Origin of the sequence: Amycolatopsis albidoflavus (assembly GCF_039525725.1) — a bacterium.
GTDB classification, from domain to species: Bacteria; Actinomycetota; Actinomycetes; order Mycobacteriales; family Pseudonocardiaceae; genus Amycolatopsis; species Amycolatopsis albidoflava.
Genome location: NZ_BAAAHV010000015.1, coordinates 455,982 through 471,340, shown reverse-complemented (window position 1 = coordinate 471,340; position 15,359 = coordinate 455,982). Strand labels below are relative to the sequence as shown.

Genomic DNA, 15,359 nt, shown 5'->3' with positions numbered 1-15,359 from the left:
GGCTGCGTTGGGTGATGCGAAGGGTGCGTTGGACAACGCGATCACCGGAATCGAAAACCCGGCTCCGGCGATTCCGGCGTCGGCGGGTTCCGGAATGGACGCGTTCCTCGGCGGTGGTGCCGGCAGCGGCGGATCGCAAGGGCTGGCCGGCAATGTCAGTGACGTTTCCGGTGCCGCGCCTCCGCCGGGAAACGGTGAAGCCGCTCCGGTGAACGGCGGTGGCAGCGGTGCCGGCGGACCAGCTCATCCTGTCTTTTCCTCCGCTGGTTCTGACAATGGTCCGCACGGGGCGAACGAACCGCCGTCGGCGCGGTTCGCGCCGGACGCGGCTGCGCAGCGCGGGTTTGGCCAGCCGGGCGCGGCGCCGGATCAGGGGGAAAGCGCGATCGGCAGCGTGCCCGCGGTGGGCGCGGGTGGACAGGGTGTCCAAGGCGGCATGCCGATGGCCGGAATGGGCGGCATGGGTGGAATGGGCTCGGGGCAGCAGCCGAACAAGGAACGTGATCCGCAGTTGATGTTGCAGGCGGACCGGCAGGCATGGGCGGACGACGACGTCCCCGATGCGGCGGCGTTGGGACGGGAGGACGGCAAATGACTGTCGTCCCGTTGCCCGGGCGGAACGACCGGGCCTTGTCCTGAGACGGCGGGAGAGCGAACTCGGAGGATGAGTTCGGGCGGGCTCATGGTGCGTTCGGCGGCATTTGTTGCTGATCGAAGAAAGGAGGTGTTGATAAATGGTCAGCAGCAATGACGCCGGTTCGGGCAAGGGCGGCGATCACGGCAGTACCGGCGGTAGCGACGGGGGAGACGGCAATCCGCCGACAACAGGGCGGGGCACGGCGGATACGACGCACTTGCCGCCATCGTTGCAGAAGTTCTTCAAGGTGACGTGCGGGGCGCAGTGGCCAGAGGGAAATGAGCACGATCTGTGGTGGCTGGCGGATGCGTGGAAGCATTTCATCGCGAAGATCGAGGACGTCATCGCCGAGGTCGAGGCCGTCGGCGGTCAGCTGGATTCCGCTTTCCGGGGGCAGACCGCGGGCCAGTTGCAGGATTTCGTCCAGAATCAGTTGCTGTCGAATCTGCACGATCTGAGGGACGGGGCGGCGGATCTGGAGAAGTCGTGCCGGAACACAGGTGCGGATATCGAAAAAGGCAAGATCATGATGATTGTGGGGGCGTTGTTGTTCCTTGCCACGGTCATTTCTTTGTTGTGTTCGGTGTTCGGTGCGTTCGCGGTGCCGGCGACGATCGCGGCGGCTCGGGTGGCGTTGCAGTTGATGTGGGTGGCGTTGAAGAACGCGGTGATGCAGGCGACGGTGCGGAGCGTGGCAATGGGGGCCACGAAGCTGATGCTGGAGGTCGGGACGCACGCGGCGGTCGGGGCGGGGGTGATGGGCGGCTTGGACCTGACCATTCAGGCGGGGCAGGACGCGGCGGGGCAGCGGGAAGGCATCGACTGGAAGTCGGTGGAGCACTCCTTTATCGCCGGCGCGGTCGCCGGCGGCACGATGGGCGCGTGGAGCGGGATCGCGAAGAGCGTGGTCTCGTCTGCGGTCACCAACGATGTGAAGAACGAACTGAAGAACGTTTTCCCGGAGCTGAAGACGGAGCTGCCGGGGAATCTGGTGGGAGCCGGGCAGATCGGGTTCGCGGTAGGAAATGTCGGTGCGCTCGCGGCGAGCAACCCGCTGGTGTCGCTCGCGCTAAACCAGCCTGTCGATGTGTGGCAGGGAATCCTGGGCGGCCTGGGGCCTTATCACGGCGGCGAGGCGGGCGGCACGGCGGTCAACCTGGGGAAGTCGGTGCTCGGCTTGCCGAAGGCGATCGGCGGTCTGCTGACCAGTATCCCGGGAGGACCCGCGTCCGGCGGCGCTGGCCGAGGCCACGGCCCGGACGCGGGATCGGGCGGGAGCGCGCCCAGCGGCGAATCGACGGCGAGCGGCTGGTCGTTCAACGGCGATGCGGAAAAGGGTGGGTTCGGCAGCGGCGAGAAGCCGGACGAGCGCAGGTCCAGCAGCGACTCCACAGCGAGCGGCTGGACGTTCAACGGCGATGCGGAGAAAAGCGGGTTCGGCAGCGGCGAGAGGCCGGTCGAGGAGCACCAGGCGTCCCCCGTCGGCACCGGCGAATCGAATGCTGCCGGGCGGAACGCGCCCGCCGTTCAGCAGGAGAACCGAGGAACGCCCGTTGGCCAGGACAGTCGGCCGGACGCCAACAATAATGCCGTCTCCGAGGCACCGAACGGGCGGCCGGTCACCGTTTCCGGGAGGCAGGCAGGGACGCTCTTCACGAGCGACGGCCAAGGGGCAGGCGTCGATGGGACGGCCGCCCACAACGAAGAGAAGTCCGTCGGCACCGGGGAGGCGGAATCGCCGCAGGCGGCGACGGCGAACGGAGCGGTGTCGAAGGAGACCGCGGAGTTCATCAATGGCGGCAACAGCACGGCGGCTTCGAAGGGCGGCGATGCCGGCGGGCAGTCGCATGAGGTGAACATATCCGACACCCCGGTCCGGTCGCAGGTCGTCAGTGCGGGTCCGGGGACGGTGCGGGAGGACGGGACGCCGCACGACAGCGCGCTGTCGCACGAGAATGGGCAGGGAATCAGCGGAAAGGATTCCGGGGTCCGCGACGACGCGCTGGGCAACCAGCGGTCCGGCTCGACGGATACGCAGCGGCCTGGACTGGAACAACAGTCGCCGTCCTCCCCCCGGCCGCAGGCCGAGTCGTCGTCGCTGTCTTCGGGGGCTGGCACCGGCCCACGGCCGGAAGCGGCGTTGCCGAGCACGTCGTCGAAAGGCCCGTCCACGCCGTCGATCGCGGATGGCGTGCCGCCGGCGGTGTCTTCCAAGACCGGGCCGGCCATGAGTTCGGAGACGAGGCCGTCGACCGAGGTCGGCAGCGGAGCGGAGACGCCGGCGGCGTCGTCGAAGCCAGCACCGCCGGCGACTGCGCAGGAAGGCGGTGCCCGCGGCCCGGCAGGCGGCTCGTCGGAGCGTCCGCCGACGCCGCCCCCGCGGCCGGACTTGTTCGAGCGGCGAGGTGTACCGAAGCTGAATCTCGACACGTCGTCGGAGGGGCTGCGCCGCGCAGACGCCGGGCCGGAACCGGCTGTGCGTCCTGACGGCGATGGTGTGTCGCCGTTGAGTTCGCGTTCTGATGGTGTGTCGCCGTTGAGTTCGCGTTCTGATGGTGTGTCGCCGTTGAGTTCGCGTTCTGATGGTGTGTCGCCGTTGAGTTCGCGTTCTGGTGATGTGTCGCCGTTGAGTCCGCGTCCGAAGGATTCGCCGCTGTCGGGCGATCCGGCGGCGCAGCGCCCCGGGCCCGGTCCGAAACCGCCGCAGACGATGTCGGACGCCGCGGTCACCCGGCGTGACTCCGGCCTGGGCGGGTCGCCGGATGAAGCCGAGCCGCGCGATGCGCGGCCGGATCGGCCGGAAACCACCGCGGATCTGCAGAAACCGTTGCCTGACAAGCCGTTGCCCGACAAGCCTGGCGATCGGCCGGACGGGCACGGACACGCGCACGACGCCGGCGGCGGCCGTCAAGGGCACGACTCCGGGAGCCTGGCGGGGCTGTACGAGGATCATATGGCCTACAACGAGCGCTTCGAGCCGTCCCAGCCGCGGGATCCCCTGCCGGAAGGGAATCCCGCGCCGGCCGCGGAGCACGAGGCGGACAAGCACCGGCCGGACAGTCGTCCGCCGGAGGAGTCCGAAGGCTATCGTCCGCCGGACCAGCAGCCGCGGCGGCTGGTAGCGGAGGGCGCGCGGTGGGAGAGCGGTCGCGGGGGCTGGCTGGTGGCGCAGAGCCCAGGGCGGATCGATCGCGGGCGTCCGGGCCGGGGGCAGTTCGTGGATCTGCCGCCGGGGTCGGTGGCGGTGGCGGACGCCAAGGGGACGCTGCAGCACGTGGTGCGTCCGGACGGGACGAGTTTCGAGCGCGGGCTGGACGGTCAGTGGGGCCGGGGGCGGACGAAGCCCGGAGAGCTGATCGTCAAGAAGCTGGACAAGCAGAAGTCGCTGAAGATGAAGGACGGGTCGCGGACGGTGCTGCCGCCGGAGAGCGAGCAGGTGTACGACAAGGTGACGCGGCGTCCTGTGGCGTATCGGCTGTTGAAGGACGGCGGCGGGGCCTGGCTGAAGGAGCCGGTGGCGTATCTGCGCGACGGGAAGGGCTGGGTCAAGACGCGGGATCCGGTGTCGCCGACCGCGCACGAGGCGTGGCTGGCGGCGGCGAACAAGGCGGACGAGGCGGCGCGGTCGCTGTACGACATCGTGGACCGTTCCGGCGATCATCTGCCGTGGGAAGAGCGGCTGGTGAATCTGACCGATGAGCAGTTGCACGAGCTGATGCACGGGACGCCCGAGCGGCCGCCTACCTACGACGAGGTCGCGGCGGCGGTCCACGAACTGGCGCGGCGCAAGGGCGGCATCACGTTGCGATGGACGCAGACGCACGCGTCGGACGCGATGCGCCGCGGCAAGGTGGTGGACATGGGCGCGGGGGAGGGGAAGTCGTGGATGTTCCTGGTCGACGCGGCCCGCAAGGCGCTGGACCCGGCGAACGACGCGGTGCTGATGGTGTCCTCGACCAAGGATGTGCTCGCCGATCACGAGTACCAGCAGTACCTGAAGCTGCTGACGCCGTTCGGGATCGACGTGGTCCGTATGGATTCGGACGTGCCGCCTCCGCCGAAGCGGCCGGGCGTGCCGATGATTGCGGTGGGCACGCACTCGGACCTGCACTTCACGATGCTCAAGCACGACGACAAGGTTCCCGGGCACGGGGGCACGGGCCGGATCCCTGTGCTGATCGACGAGATCGACCAGCTGAAATACGAGCACATGAAGTTCATCCTGGCCAACAGCCAGGGGGAGAAGGCCGACCTGGTCACCTTCAACGAGGTCGACTTCGCCGGGAACCTGCTGCGCCGCCTGACCGCGGACGGGACGGTGTCGATCCGGGACTTCGGCCGCCGGCCGGGACCGGCCGACAGCGAGGTCCCGCTCAAGCTGACCCCGGAGGGGACCGAGAAGTTCACCCGGGCGAACAAGGGGGTGCCGCTGACCGAGCAGCAGGTCCATCGGGTGACGATGGCCGCGCTGGCGAAGTGGGAGTACGTAGAGGACGAGCATTACGTGATCGACCGCGGGGAGCGGACCTGGGGGACGGTGGAGGTTCCGCACGGAGCAGGGATCAAGATCATCGACCAGCACACCCACCAGGTGATGCATGACCCGAAGAAGTCGACCTCGGACGGGGTGACCGAGTCGCGGTGGGAGAAGGGGCTGGCCCAGGCCATCGAGTGGGAGAAAGACCTGGTCGTGCGGGCGGACACGGAGAGCAGCAAGCAGCTCTCCGCGATGGAGGTGTACACGAGGAAGGACCTGTTCCACAGCGTGACCGGGGCGTCGGGCACAGCGCTGGGCAAGAACGACTTCTACAAGTCGATGGGCGCGTCGGACGAGATCGTGCAGGTCGATCCCTACTACGAGAACCGGCTGCAAAAACTGCCGGACAAGTTCACCCTCACCCAGGACGAGAAGATCAAGCTCATCGCTGCGGACCTGGTCGCGCTGAAGAAGGAGACGAATCAGCCGCAGGTGGTGGTGACGCATCTCAACAGCCTGCCGAAGAAGATCTCGCAGGCGCTGCCGCCGGGGTTCGAGCACACCGTGGTCGACGCGAAGTGGGACCTGATGCAGGGGCCGGACGCGGCGAAGGAATGGGAGAAGGTGGTCTCGGAGCACGGCGCGCCGGGCAAGGTGCTGATTGTGAACATGAAGATGGGGCGCGGCGTGGACATTAAGCCGACCGACGCCGCCAAGGCGCTGGGCGGGATCAGTTTCCTGATCACGGCGCACCATGCGCTGCGGGACCTGGAGATCCAGATCGAGAAGCGGGGCGGCCGCAGCGGCAACAAGGACCAGTACCGTTACTATCCGTCGGCCGACGACAAGGTGTACACGCTGTCCAAGCGCCCGGACGTGCAGCTCTCGCTCATCCAGTACCAGCTCGCCAGCGCCGAGCACGAGCTTAATCCGACCGCTGCCACCCAGCAGGCCGTCGCTGATGCCGAGCATCAGCTGCTGAACGTCGACCTGCCGCAGCTGCAGGCACAGGCGGAGAAGGCGATGGGCGTGCACCGGGACCGGGCGAACCTGCCCAACGCGCCGCCCGGGCAGTCCGCCGCCCGGCCCGCCGACGGCGTTGCCGGGCCCGGTGAACACCCGCCTGGGCTGCCTCCGCCCGAACGCCGCGATTCGGCGAGCACCTCGGGCAGCAGCGACCTGTCGCCGCCGGCCTCTCCGGTCTTCAGCGAGACGGCCCCGTCGTCGCCCGCTTCGAGCGCGCCGTCCTCGGCCCCGTCGTCGCCCACCTTGGCCGTGCCTCCTGCGGAGCCCGTCCCGGAAGCCGGGCCGCAGCCGTCCGGCACCGCGCCTGATGTCCGCCGCGGACAGTGGTGGACGCCGGTGTTCGACCTCGGCACCGCGTTCGGCATGCACAGCCAGCTGACCAAGGTGCTTCCGCAGGAACTGGTTGACCAGTGGAGCAACGCGGTCATCCGGCTGAGCGATACCGGCCTGTCGTCGGCCGATCTCGCCGGCCTGATCACGCGCACAGACGGCATTTTCGCGCAGCACCCGCCGGTCTCGTCCGTCTCTGGCGCGGCGGCCGACCCTGGTGCGTCCGCCCATGCGGATGCCCTCAAGACCGACGCTCTCAAGACGATCGTCTGGGACCGGCTGGTCAGCGAACAGCAGCACGACACCGGCGACACCGGTACCTACCAGCTCGCCGGGGACTTGATCGCCGACGCCGGCAAACCGCATCTGGACCCTGCGATCGCCGAACTCTTGCCGTCCGGGAGGGAGACCGGCTGGCGCGACGCCGCGACCCGGTTGGGAGAGGCCCGGACCACCCTGCCTGCACCGCAAATCGAGGGCCTGACCCAGATCGCGGGCCGGATCTATGCCCAGTACGCGCCGGCCGCACCGGCGGCCGAGGGCTCGCCGACGCCGGTGCCGACGGCTGAGCTGGCGGGGCGGGACCAGGCGCTGACCGCGCTGGTGCTGGACCGGCTGGTCGCCGACCGCGGCGCGTCGGACCCGTTGGCTGGTGCGCACGAGCTGGCCCGGCAACTCGCGGGCGAAGTGCGGACCGCCGACGCGGCCCGAGCGGCGTCGGATGCTGCCGGCGACTCGCCGGACGCGAGCAGAGAGCACACCGAACCTGCTGTCGACGGCTCGCCAGGCACCACGGCAGACCACGCGAGTCTTGCCGCCGACGACTCGCCGGGCACTCCTGCGGACCACCCGGACCCGGTACCCGGCAGCTCGCCGGGCACCGCCGCGGATCACCAGGATTCTCCTGCGGCGCACCCCCTTCCGCCGGATGCGGCGAGCGGACCGGTGCGTACTGGCGGCCTTGCCGCGCCGATGACCGCGATCGCTCCGGCGGAGGTCTGGTTCTCGGGCGGTTCGAGGACTGTCGGGAAAGACCAGCCCGCGCAGCTCGCAGGCCCGGTGCGCGCATGGGTCGACGCGGCGGTCGCCGCGCGGAACGCGAACGAGAAGCTCCCGCCGTACCAGGTCACCGGCTGGGGCAACGGCGGGTCGCTGCGCGGTGAAGGCCGGGCACGCGACACCGGGAAGCAGCGGGCGGAAGCCGTAGCCGCCGAATTCGCGCGGCAGGCCGAGGCGCTGCTGGGCACCCGGCCGGGCGGCGAAGCGATCACGCCGGCCGACGTCCGCGCGGCCGCGCGGATCCGCTCGGGCGGGAGCCAGTTGCCAGAGAACCTGGTACGGCCCGGAATTCCGGCGGAGGACCAGCGGCGCCGCGTGCTGGTGGAGATTCCGTCCGCCGCGGTGCCGGCGCGGCCGGGCGGCACGGCGGACTGGTCGCGGCGCGGTGAGTTGTCGTCTCGGGACTTGTCCCGGCTCGGGGATGTCCTTGATCGGCTGCGGGCCGAGGACGTTCCGTTCGCCGGGACACCGGGTGCGGTGGCGGCCGAGTTCGGGATCGGCGAAGGCGACGCGCGGCGGCTGCTCGACGCGGCGATCGATCGTTCGCGGCAGGAAGCGCGCGCTCGCAGCGAATTCCCCAGCCGGAAGGCGGTGGCCCACCGCTACCGCTACCACCGTGAGCCGGGCACGGCCGTCCCGCCGCAACCGGTCCGGGACCGGGCGGCGTCTCGGGCGGGGTTGAGCCTGGCCGCGGCGCTGGCGTTGCCCGCCGGGTCGGTGGTGAGTGCGGACAGCTTTGCGGATCCGGCGGATGCCCCGCGGTATTTCGCGGTCCGCCACCCGGGCATGGAGCGAGTGAACCGGGACGGACACACCGAGAACTGCCTGGAGGCGTCGGTACAGCTGTCGTTCTCGTTGCTGGAAGGGACCGCGTTCGTTGCTGGCGGGTCGGGCAAGAACCTGGAAGTGCGGGAGGTCGAGCAGCTGGCATCCGCGAAGTCGGCGGACGTGTCGCCGGCGCGGATCGAGGAGCACATGCGGGGGCAGGAGACCGGCGCGGCGGGCCTGGTGTTCCTGGGCGGGGATCGTCGGGACGGGCATTACGTGCTGGTGCGCAAGGACGAACGCGGTGTTGTGGAGTATTTGGACGGGCAGGCCGCGACCTTGCCCCGGCTTGCCGGGAAGAGCGTGGTCGGGTTCATTCCCCTTACCTGGACCGGAACGACCGAGCTGCCCGCGCCGCAGCGGCTGGACCCGACGCTGGTGGGCGGCGAGGTCCCGGTGGCCGATCGGCTGGCGCTGCACCCGGTGCTGAACCGCTGGAAGAACGAGACCGGCGACGGTCCGGTGATCGCCGGCACGATCCCCCCTCAGAAATCGTGGTGGGGAATGTCGAAGACTCCGCCGGAGGCGATCAGGTTCCGCGCGAAGGACGTGTGGAGCCAGGTGGTGCGCAACCGCAACGGGCTTCCGGCCGGCGTGCTGTTCAGCAACCGGGGCGGCGGTGCGCGGGTTCAAGGCGCTTGGAGCAGCCCGGAGCACGACGGGTCCCGGTACACCTGGCGGGCGCTCGACAAGGACGACCGGCCGGAGACGTTCGATCGTGCCTTGCCGCGGAGCAGGGCGGGGTTGCCGGGCCGGGTGCAGGCTCCCGGCTCGGGGGACTACGAGCGGCATCCGCTGGGGCCGATCCACTTCTTCACGCACGGGTCGAAGGAGGCGCATCTCTCGGTGACTCTGCCGGCCGGGACACAGCTGGTCGGCGGGCGCCGGCTGGCGAAGGACACCGAGGTCGCGGTCTCGGCGAGCGGGTTCGCCCATGTGCTGGACCAGTCCGAGTCGTTCCGGACGGCGTTCCGGACCCGGCCGGACTCGTCGCTGGTGGCGACCGTGTGTTTCGCGGGCTCGTCCGGAGCCGGGAACGCGTTGATGCGGACGCTCTACCGGAAGCTCGGCTACGTCAACGACGCTCATTTCACGGTGGACAGCAGCGCGTTCGAGGCCGAGGAGCGGTTGGAGTCCTCGTCGGCGGTCGGCGACCACTTTCCCGGGGGCGAGGGCTGGTGGAGGACGGTGTCCAGGGGGGCGAAGGGTTTTCCGGAGAGCCGGATCGTGGAGGACACCGCGTATCCGGAGTTCGCCCGGCACGCGCTGCTGAGCCTTCAGGCGCGGGACGGCTATCTGGGGCGGCAAGAAGATTTGCGGCGGGAGCTGATCGAGCATCCGGAGTTGCGGCACGCGGCGGGGGTCAACCGGGACCTGCTGGACCAGGGCGCGCGGGGGCATGTGCGGAACGGGTTCAACGCGATGCTGGCCGCGGCGCAGTCGATCAAGGACGGCGTGACGGTGCCGGCGCTGCCGGGCGGCCCGGTATCGGTCGGGCAAGCGGAGAAGGTGCTGGGCGGCGAGCTGATCAGCGCTCCGCTCGAGGAGATCGAGCGGCATCTGAGCCGGCCGGAGCAGCCGGCAGGGGCGCAGGGCGCGGTGCTCTTCGACGGGCAGTGGCTGGTCGCGCACAAGACAAGCGACGGCAAGGTCCATTTCGTCGACGGCCACCGCGGGCAGTTCGCCGACCGGCGCACCGGCCTGGGCCGCGACGAGCAGGGGAACCCGGTCCACGGCCCGTCGGGGTTCATGCCATTGCCGGGCTCCGGCGCTCTACCGCTGGGAAACCAGCGGCTCGACCCGACCTTGCGCGGCGGGGCCGACGACGGTGCCGCATTGGCGTTGCGGCCGGGGCCGTCGTCGGAAGCCCCCGTGGCGGTTGCGGAGGGGGCGGCGGTTCCTGTGCTGGGGGTGGTTCCGGTGTGGGAGGACGCGGGGCAGCGGCAGGCGTGGGAGGTGCTCATAGCGGATTCGGGTGTGCGGTCGGCGGGGGAGTTGGCGGATCGGCTGGCCGGGGTGGGGCTGGTGTTGCGGCCAGAGCAGGTGAGGGAGGTGGTGGTGGGGTATGCGCGGTGGACGGCCGGGTGGGCGGCCGAACCGGCGCGGGAGGTGCTGGCGGCGGCGGCGGGGCGGTACGAGGAGGTCGCGGGGGACGGTGCGGCTGAAGGGGAGGTCCGGGACTTGGGGGCGGAGCCGGTGTTCCGGCGATGGGCGGCGGGCAGGTTGGGGAGTGCGGCCCCGGGGTGGGGCGAGGCGGGGGAGCCGCGGGTGCGGCAGGCGCTGGCGTTGCTGGGGCATCGCTGGCACGGCAGCGAGAACCCGGTGATTCGGGTGTCTACGGACGGCGTGGTGGCAGATCTGCCGGAGAACGCGCAGAAGGCGCTGAACCGTCTGCTGGACTACGGCCAGGGATCGGTCAGCGACATCATCGCGGCGATCACCCCCGCGGACAGCTCCGGACCGAAGAACAAGAACACGGTCCGCGGCAACGCCGAGCATGCGCGGGACCTGCTGGTCAAATACAAGCTGGTCTATGTGGACGATCGCGGCCTTTCGGCGAAGCCTCGCTACCGTTACCAGGCTGCGGTGCCGCCGAAGGGTGGGCTGGTCGTGGTGGACCCGACCCCGCCGAAGGAAGTGGTGCGCAAGCTCCTGTCCGACAACCGGAACCAGGCGTATACCGCACCCCAGATCAAAGACGCGACTTCGCTCACCGCGAACGAGGTGCGCGGCGTGCTGCTGGCGCTGTCCACGACGCACGGGAAGACCGCGTCGGGCGTGGCGACCTATCAGTTCGCTCCGGAGCCGGAGGGGACGGCCGGGGCGGCGGCTCCAGCCGTGCAGGGCACAAAGGGGGAGCGGGCGGTGAAGCTTCTCGGGGAGCCGGGCCTTCGCGGACGGTGGTGGACTGCCCGCGAGATCGCCGAGCGGATTGGTATCAGACCGGGCGACGTAGTCCCGGTTTTGAAGCACCGAGTGGACGTGAATAAGGACACGAACGCCGCGGGGGTGGCGCTGTTCATGGTGGGCGAGCCGGTCGCGAAGCCGGTTCCGGTGGCGTTGGGGGTGGTGCCGGACGGGTTTGACGCGATTCAGGCGCGGGCGTGGGATGTGCTGGCTGGGGCTGCGGGGGTGTGGTCGGCGGGGGCGCTGGCGGGGAGCGTGGCGGCGGGCGGGGGTGTGCTGGGGACGGGTCAGGGACGGCGGGTGGTGGCGGAGTTCGCGCGGCGGGTGGCGGCGTTGACGGGGGATGCGGTGCAGCGGGAGGTGCTGGCGGCGGCGGCGGCCCGGTACGAGGAGTTGGGCGGTTCGGATCCGGCTGCCGGGGCTGGGTGGCACGCGGGTTTCGGGGCCGGCGCGGAGTCCGGCGGTGGCCGGGATCTGGCGGGGGAGCCGGTGTTCCGGCGGTGGATGGCAGGCAGGTTGCGGCGGGGCGGTGCGGTAGGAGCGCGTGTGGGGCAGGCGCTGGCGCTGATGGGATACAGCTGGGCTGGCAGCGAGAATCCGGTGATCCGGGTGTCCACGGACGGCGTAGTGGCAAATCTGCCGGAGGGCGAGCAGAAGGTGCTGGACCATCTGCTGGAGCACGGCGGCCCCGCCACCCACGGCGGCATTGTCGCCGCGGTGAAGGGAGCGGTGAGGTGGACCGGGCCGCTGACCCGGCTGGCGATGTACGGCCTGGTCCGCAGGAGCGAGCCCAGCCTCGGCCGGTTCGTCTACGAGGCCGTGCCGCCGCCGGTGGACGGACTGGTCCATGCCGAGGGGGCGTCGGCACGGGAACGGATACTGGCGCTGTTCTCCGACAATCCGCGCCGTGAATTCACCCGCGACGAGGTCAGGGACGCATTGCCGGGAATCATCGCGGCCACGCTTGGCCGTGCCTTGACCGCGTTTGTCGACGGCGGCGTACTGAAGCTGGACGGTGCGCGGTACCGGCTGGCCCCGGAGGAAGACCGGCCCGGGGCGGGGGAAGAAGGGGCAGGGCGGGGCAAACGCCAGCAGCAAAGCGAGGGCGATGCGCCCAAGCGGCGGCGTCTGACGGCGCCGGCGTCGCCGGCTGCCGGGCGGGGTTCCGCTGGCGGGCAGGCGGCAGCCCCGGTGCCGGGCTCGGCGGGGCGGGTGGTGTCGGGGTTGCTGAGTGTGGAGAGCGGGGTGTCGGCGGGGCGGGCGGCGGCGTTGGCGGGGTTGGGCGCGGAGTTGGCGGGGGAGGCGCTGGCGGAGGTGTTGGAGGAGGGCGGGGCGGTTCCGGCAGCGGGGGGACGGGGGTTGCGGGTGCGGGGGTATTTCGCGGTGGGGGAGGAGGGCAACGGCGAGTTCGAGGAGTCGGTGGTCGAGGCGTTGCGGCGGGGCATGCAGGGCTGGCTGCTGGAGGTCGGGGTGGAGGCCGGGCCGGCGGAGGAGATGGTGCGTGGGCTGATGCAGGACCGGGTGGAGTATCAGCCGGTGGCGGTGGCGCAGGGGGATCCGCGGGCGAGGTCGTTCGTGGCGTGGCTGGGCGGGGCGGAGCCGCCGGCGCTGGGTGTGGTGGCTCCGGCTCTGGTGGTGAGTTCGGACGATCTGCTGGTGGGGCGGGTGCGGACGGACGAGATCGGGATGGTGTCGCTGTATCGGGGGGACGGCCGGTATGCGGGGACGGCGTTCCCGGGCCCGGCTGCGGAGGGGTCGGGGGTGCGGGACGAGCGGTCGGCGCTGGAGGAGGCGTTCGAATACGGGGCGGCGGAGGGGGAGCTCGGGCCGTTGAGCGGCCGGTTTGCGGTGGTGATGCATCACGGTGAGCGGGGGTTGCGTGCGTGGTCGCCGGATCTGTCGCGGGAGTTCTGGCTGACGCCGTCGGCGGCGGCGTATCTGGTGTGGTTGGACGCGGTGCGGAATCTGGGGGAGATGCCGGGGCCGTGGGTGTGGTTGTCGTGCTGGCCGGCGGGCTCGCCGGATACGCGGAACGAGTTGGCGCAGGCGTTCGCTTTGCATGGTGCCGGGGTGGGTTTTCTGCCCTGGGCCCGGACTCAGGTGCAGCGCGCCGGCGCGATCCTGCAGCTGGGCGAGGGCGAGGCGGTCGCGCCCGGGGCCTTCGCCCTTGGCCCACAGGACAACGCGAACCAGGGCGCCCCCGCAGCTGGCCCCGCGGGAGAGGCAGAGGTGCCAGCTGCACCGGGCCGGGTGTCGGCTGGGCCGGGGCTCGCGAGGCGGTCCGGGGAAACGGGTCTCGACCGGTTCGCGGAGGCGTTCGGGATGGATCTGGCTGCGGGTGCGGCATATGCGGAGGGCGGCGGAGCTGGGCTGGCGGTCGCGCAGTTGCTGTTGCCGGAGCAGAGGGACGCGTCGCGGCCGGAACAGGAGCTGTGGAAGCGGGTGGAAGGTGCGGTGGCGGTCCGGGCCGCGGGAGCAGCCCGCAGGCAGATCCGGGAGCTGGGCTTGCCGGGGTCGTTGCCGGGGTCGTTGTCCGGAGCGTTGCGTCGGTTGGGGTTGTCGCGAGAGGTCGACGCGTCGGAAGTGCTGGATCGGCTGGGGCTGGGCGCTGGGGCGGCGGAGGGGGCGTTGCAGGAGATCGGCCGGCGGCGCGGGTCTGCGTTCGCGGAGGGGCTGCGTGCGTTGGCGGGGGAGGTGCTGCGGGAGGAGATCGGGGATTCGGAGAAGGCGCGGGCGTTGACTCCGCGGGCATGGGAGGCGCTGGCGTCGGCGGTCGCGGCGCGGATGGATCTCGGCGGCGCGGAGCGGCTGGCCGGGGTGATGGCGCGGCGGTTCGCCGAGGCGGCCGGCGAGCGGGCCGCGGTCTCCGAGGCGGATGCCGCGGCTGCTCTCGACGGCAAGTTGCTGCAGTACGAGCTGCGGTTCCGTACCAGCGTCAGCAACGCCACGTTCCACCTGACTAACGCATCGGCAAGAGGGCAGTCGGAGTGGGTGGAGGAGCTGAGAGACGAGGCCCGGGCGATGCTGGGTCCGGTGCCGGAAGCGGTCCCGGGCGTGGGTGTCGACTGGGTGGCGCAGCAACGGTTGTACGACGACCTGGTCGAAGTGCTGGCGGCGAGCAGGGCGGCCGGGAAGCCCGTTTGGCAGGCGTGGCTGGACACCCAGACGATGCGAGCCAAGGCCGAGGAACTGCGGACGATGACCCGCAACGGGCCGGTGCGCGCCGCCTATCGAGAGGGCTGGTGGGACCCGACAGTCGAGGACGTGCACACACGTTTGGCCGGGCAGGGAACGCGGCATCGGCTCGCGCAGGGAGAACAACGAGAAGCGTCCTCCTATGACGAGCGACAGCTGCCGACATACAGCGAATACGGTGCGGTGGCGTACAGCGAACATGCGGCAGTGGCGAGCACGGTGTGGTTGCCGTCGTCGGCTGCCGCGACGACGGCGTTGGATCTGGACGCGGGGCAGGGCGGCCACTGGCGGGCGCGGGCGCGGGAGCTGCTGCGGTCGTGGCCTGCGCAGACCGCGGCCGGGTCGTCGGGGACCGGGCTGCCGGACGGGTTGGTGGACCTCGTCGCAGAGGCCGGGCGGTCAGGAGGAGACGCGGCGGCGATGGAGACGATGGCGCGGTCGGCGGTGGCGGCGGCGGAGGCAGGGGCGGTGCCGTTCCTGCCGGCCCCGGTGCTGGGGTGGCTGGCGGAGAGGCTGCGGGAGATCCCGGCCGAAGACGCGTTGTTGTACCGGCGCCGGGCCCTTCCCTGGGTCGCGCCGGGGGCCGGGGCTGGAGCGGGTGTGCCGGGCCTGTCCCGCGAACAGCTGCTGGAGCTGGGGCCAGCGCATCAGGTGTATCTAGACGCGCTCGCGTTCATCGCCTACGAGCGGCGGGACCGCGAGGACGCGCCGCTGGCTCCGTTCGCGCGGACCCGGATCGTCGACGCGGCCGCGGTGTCGGCAGTGGTGCCCCCGACTGCGCAGGAGCATCGCGACAGCGCCCAGCGGGCACTCGATCAGCTTTTTGCCGCGGCGGCCGCGAACGCAGCGGCAACGCCTGCTGCTGGGCCCACTGCGGCCGTCGGCGCGGCGCGCGCGATTCCG

At 71.1% G+C, this 15,359-nt stretch carries 1 protein-coding gene and 1 pseudogene (1 of these 2 only partly in view); both read left to right on the top strand.

The window, feature by feature from the left end; all coding sequences use genetic code 11:
* A pseudogene (locus tag ABD156_RS26125) lies at positions 1-595 on the top strand (hypothetical protein); the annotation flags it as partial.
* Positions 596-734: 139 nt separating this feature from the next.
* Positions 735-15,359, top strand: the 5' portion of a protein-coding gene (locus tag ABD156_RS26120) for a WXG100-like domain-containing protein (protein WP_344278969.1). The gene runs 75,603 nt beyond the window's last position; only the first 14,625 of its 90,228 coding nucleotides appear in the window; its start codon is at positions 735-737; the stop codon falls past the right edge of the window.